The organism is Streptomyces sp. NRRL B-24572 (genome assembly GCF_002156145.1).
In the GTDB taxonomy this organism is placed as follows: Bacteria; Actinomycetota; Actinomycetes; order Streptomycetales; family Streptomycetaceae; genus Streptomyces; species Streptomyces vietnamensis.
Window position 1 is genome coordinate 1 of record NZ_MWIG01001046.1, and the last position, 3,873, is coordinate 3,873.

General features: G+C 74.1%; 4 protein-coding genes. 2 read left to right on the top strand and 2 right to left on the bottom strand.

What is annotated here, in order from left to right:
• On the bottom strand, positions 1-142 hold a 142-nt coding region (locus CCN56_RS39925), incomplete at its 3' end, for a DUF2510 domain-containing protein (protein ID WP_143664818.1).
• 310 nt (positions 143-452) lie between these two features.
• Between CCN56_RS39925 and CCN56_RS39930 the strand changes: the two genes are divergently transcribed.
• Positions 453-944 (top strand): SsgA family sporulation/cell division regulator, encoded by a 492-nt coding sequence (locus CCN56_RS39930; protein WP_086832466.1) that lies wholly within the window; start codon positions 453-455, stop codon positions 942-944.
• Positions 945-955: 11 nt separating this feature from the next.
• Here CCN56_RS39930 and CCN56_RS39935 read toward each other — a convergent pair whose 3' ends face one another.
• Positions 956-2,338, bottom strand: coding sequence for an FAD-binding oxidoreductase (locus CCN56_RS39935; protein WP_086832467.1), 1,383 nt, complete (start codon positions 2,336-2,338; stop codon positions 956-958).
• Between the two features lie 97 nt (positions 2,339-2,435).
• Here CCN56_RS39935 and CCN56_RS39940 point away from each other — a divergent pair, with 97 nt between their 5' ends.
• The gene (locus CCN56_RS39940) at positions 2,436-3,824 is read left to right on the top strand and encodes a lipopolysaccharide assembly protein LapB (protein WP_256962433.1); all 1,389 of its coding nucleotides are present in this window, start codon (positions 2,436-2,438) and stop codon (positions 3,822-3,824) included.
• Positions 3,825-3,873: the final 49 nt, after the last annotated feature.

A 3,873-nucleotide genomic window follows, 5' to 3' on the forward strand; every position in this document is an offset into this window, starting at 1 on the left:
CCGGTACTGGAACGGGGGCGGGCCGGCTCGTGCCGGGCACCCACGCGCCCCCGTTCCAGTACCGGATGTATCCGGGAATGGACGGGTCCGGGTAGTACCCCGCCTGCGGTACCTCGCCGCCGCCTCCAGGAGGAGTAGCCACTGCCCCGACTCCGTTCAGTCACAACGCCTTTGATCCGCACGGCCCGCTCGCCGGGCGTGCCGCGCCCAAGGAGGACAGTAACGAAGAACGTCCCCGCGGGGACAAGGAGCCCACGAGAAAGCCCGCCTTCGGGGGACACGTACCGGAATCGATCACTCCCCGTGATGTTCGGGCCGTTGCATCCTGCCCGGTGGACCCCCCGGAAAAACTTCCCGAAAAAACTTCCCGAAGTCGCGTAATGAACCGCGTCCACCCCGCTCTCTCCAGGTGAAGGCCCACCCGGGACCCGTACGCGAGAAGGAGCAGGACCATGCAGAACACCGACAACACCACCGTCGAGCGCGAGCTGGAACTGAAGCTGGTGCTCTCCCCCGAGCGCTCCGTCCCCGTCCCCGCCCGGCTCGCCTACCGGACCGACGACCCGTACGCCGTCCACATCACCTTCCACATCGGCACCGACCACCCGGTCAACTGGACGTTCGCGCGCGAGCTGCTCGTCGAGGGCGTCTTCCGGGCCTGCGGCCACGGGGACGTCCGCATCTGGCCCACGAAGGTCGACGGCCGCAACGTCATCCTGATGGCGCTCTCCTCCCCCGACGGCGACGCCCTGCTCGAAGCGCCGTCCGCGCAGGTGTCCGCGTGGCTGGAGCGGACCCTGCACGCGGTGCCGCCGGGCACCGAGTCCGAGCGGCTCGGCATCGACGACGGGCTCGCGGAGATCCTGGCGACCACCGTGGTCGCCGACGACCTGTGGCTGCGCGACCCGTGGCCGTCGGACGAGTCCCAGGACGGCGAGCTGTGAACCCGGCTCGGTCAGAACAGCTTTCCGGGGTTGAGCAGCCCCAGCGGGTCGAAGGCGGCCTTGATGCCCCGCTGGAGTTCGAGGCCGACCGGCCCCAGTTCCCGTGCCAGCCACTCCTTCTTGAGGACGCCCACGCCGTGCTCGCCGGTGATCGTGCCGCCGAGGGCGAGCCCGAGCGCCATGATCTCGTCGAAGGACTCCCGCGCCCGCCGCGACTCGTCCTCGTCGGTGCGGTCGAAGCAGACGACGGGATGGGTGTTGCCGTCGCCGGCGTGCGCACAGACGCCGATGGTCAGGTGGTACTTCTCCGCGATCGCCGCCGTGCCGTCGAGCATCTCGGCGAGCCGCGTCCGCGGCACGCACACGTCGTCGATCATCGTCGCGGACTTGATCGTCTCCAGGGCGGTGAGGGAGAGCCGGCGCGCCTGGAGGAGGAGTTCGGACTCGGCGGTGTCCGCGGCCGGGACGACCTCGGTGGCGCCCGCCGCCGCACACAGCTCCCCGACGGCGGCCAGGTCGGCGGCCGGGTCCGGGGTGTCGAAGGCGCACAGGAGCAGCGCCTCGGTGGTGTCGGGCAGACCCATGCGCGCCAGCTTGTTGACGGCCTGGACGGTGGTGCGGTCCATGAGTTCGAGCAGCGACGGGGTGTGGCCGCGCTCCATGATCGCGCAGACGGCCTCGCAGGCGGCGGCCGCGGAGGGGAACTCGGCGGCGAGCGCGAGCTGCGCGGGCGGCTGCGGCTTGAGCGCGAGCACGGCCCCGACGACGATGCCGAGGCTGCCCTCGGAGCCGACGAAGAGCCGGGTCAGGTCGTATCCGGCGACGCCCTTCGCGGTGCGCCGGCCGGTGCGCAGGAGCCGCCCGTCGGCGAGGACGACGTCGAGGCCGAGGACGTACTCGGCCGTCACCCCGTACTTGACGCAGCACAGGCCGCCGGAGGCGGTGCCGATGTTCCCGCCGATGGTGCAGGTCTCCCAGCTGGAGGGGTCCGGCGGGTAGTACAGGCCGTGTTCGGCGACGGCGCGGGACAGCACGGCGTTGACGACGCCCGGTTCGACGACGGCGATCCGGTCGACCGGGCTGATCTCCAGGATGCGGTCCATCTTGACGAGGGAGAGCACGATGCAGCCGTCGGAGGCGTTGGCGCCGCCTGACAGGCCCGTGCGGGCGCCCTGCGGGACGACGGGGACGCGGAGTTCGGTCGCGGTGCGCATGACGTGCTGGACCTGCTCGACCGTGCGCGGGAGCACGACGGCCGCGGGGGTGCCCGCCGCGCAGAAACTCGCCATGTCGCGCGCGTAGGAGGTGGTGACGTCCGGGTCGGTGAGGACCGTGTCGTCGGGGAGCACGGCGCGCAGCCGCGCCACGAGATCGTTCCGCTGAAGATCGTCCATGCGTCCAGCGTGGCACCCGGGGCCATCGGTGTGAACCTTCCGGAGCGGGCGCTTCGTGTGCTCTTCGTACAGGCGGGCGCGGCGCACAGTGAGCGCCATGAAGACCGAGAACGTGTCGAGGGCGGTCCTGGCGGCCGGGGTGGGAGCGGTGCTCGCGGCGACGGCGCTGGTGTACGTGCCCGAGCTCGCCGGCCAGGGTCCGCCGCCCCCGCCGGGACCGGCGGAGCGGGCGGTGATCGCGGCCCACGCGGGCGCGCAGGCCGCGCTTCCGGACCTGGCCGCGCTGATCGCCGACCGGGAGGAGTGGCTGCGGGCCCATCCGGACGACGAGGCGTCCTGGGCGGAGTTGGGCGCGGCGTACACGGAGCGGGGCGGCCGCCTCGGAGACGTACGGGACTATCCGCGGGCCGAGCGGGCGCTGCGGCGCTCGCTCGCCGAACGGCCCGCCGCGCGCGGCAACCTGGAGGCGCAGCTGGGGCTCGGGGCGCTCGCGGGGGCGCGGGGCGACTGGAAGACGGCGAAGGAGTGGGGCGAGCGGGTGCGGAAGGCCGACCCGCGCCGGTGGCCCGCGTACCCGGTCCTGATGGACGCGTACAACGGCCTCGGGGAGTACAAGGCGGCCCAGAAGGCCCTGGAGAGCCTGGAGAAGCTCCACGCGGGCGCGGTGGCACGGGGCAGGGCGGCGGAGAGCTACCGCGACCGGGGCTGGCGGGAGGACGCCGACGCGGCGGCCCTCGACGCGGCGGCGCTCGCGGAGACGGACCCGGAGAAGGCGGCGGCCCTCGCGCGGCTCGGGGACCTGGCGTGGGAGCGGGGCGAGGCGGAGGAGGCCCTCGGGCGGTACGGGGCGGCGCTGCGGCTCGTACGGGACCACGGGCCCTCGCTCGCGGGCCGGGCGCGGTCCCTTGCGGCCCTCGGCCGCACGGAGGAGGCGGTGCGCGAGTGGCGGACGGCCCTGGCGCGGCTGCCGCTGCCGGAGTACCTCCTGGAGGCGGGCGAACTGTACGAGTCGCTCGGCCGGGAGGAGGAGGCGCGGGCGCTGTACGGACGGCTGCGGGCGGGGACGTGGGCGGCGGCGGAGGTGCCGCTGGGCCTCCTGGACGCGGACCACGGCGACCCGGCCGCGGCGGTGGTCCGGATGCGGGCGGAGTGGGCGCGGGGGCACCACTCGGTGCGGGTGGCGGACGCGCTGGGCTGGGCGCTGCACCGCTCGGGCGCCTCGAAGGAGGCTCTGGGCTATGCGAAACGCGCCACGGAGGAGGGGCTCCGCAGCGCGCTCTTCGCGTACCACCGGGGCGAGATCGAACGGGCCCTGAACCAGACGGGTCCGGCGCGGCGGCACCTGGAGGAGGCGCTGCGGATCCATCCGTCCTTCTCGCCGCTGTACGCCCGGAGGGCGTCGGAGGCGCTGGCGGCGCTGGACGCCCTCCCGGACGAACTTCCCGCGGAGCTGCGCGCCAGGCCGACGCCCGCGCGACGCAGCTGAACGGGCCCGGCCCACCCCCCGTCGTGGGCCGGGCCCGGGCCCGTGTGCC